Below are 243 nucleotides of genomic sequence, written 5' to 3'. Positions count from 1 at the left end.
GTGTAATTCCAGCTGCAATTGTTTAACACGGAATCCAACGGTATCTACATCCCTGCACCACTGCATTTTAACCTTGATTGCTCTAAGATAAACCCGTCAGGCTGCAAGCGATAATCTTCTGCCCAACGAATTTTTTCAATCGTGTGGGTCCACGATAAAGTCATTTTCTCAGCAGGTACTTGAGCCCATATTGTGCCCGCTAGGCCTAAACATAATCCTAGCATTATTTGTCCTGTGCTAAAC

1 protein-coding gene is annotated in these 243 nt (G+C 43.6%); it reads right to left on the bottom strand.

Features of this window, described 5'->3' with window-relative positions:
• Positions 1-44: 44 nt before the first annotated feature.
• Positions 45-243 (bottom strand): DUF1850 domain-containing protein (locus AAEY72_RS16050; RefSeq protein ID WP_352311664.1); only part of this gene is annotated, 199 nt, incomplete at its 5' end.

This window comes from Psychrobacter sp. W2-37-MNA-CIBAN-0211 (assembly GCF_040309405.1).
In the GTDB taxonomy this organism is placed as follows: Bacteria; Pseudomonadota; Gammaproteobacteria; order Pseudomonadales; family Moraxellaceae; genus Psychrobacter; species Psychrobacter glaciei.
This window is presented reverse-complemented; position numbering and strand designations above follow the sequence as displayed.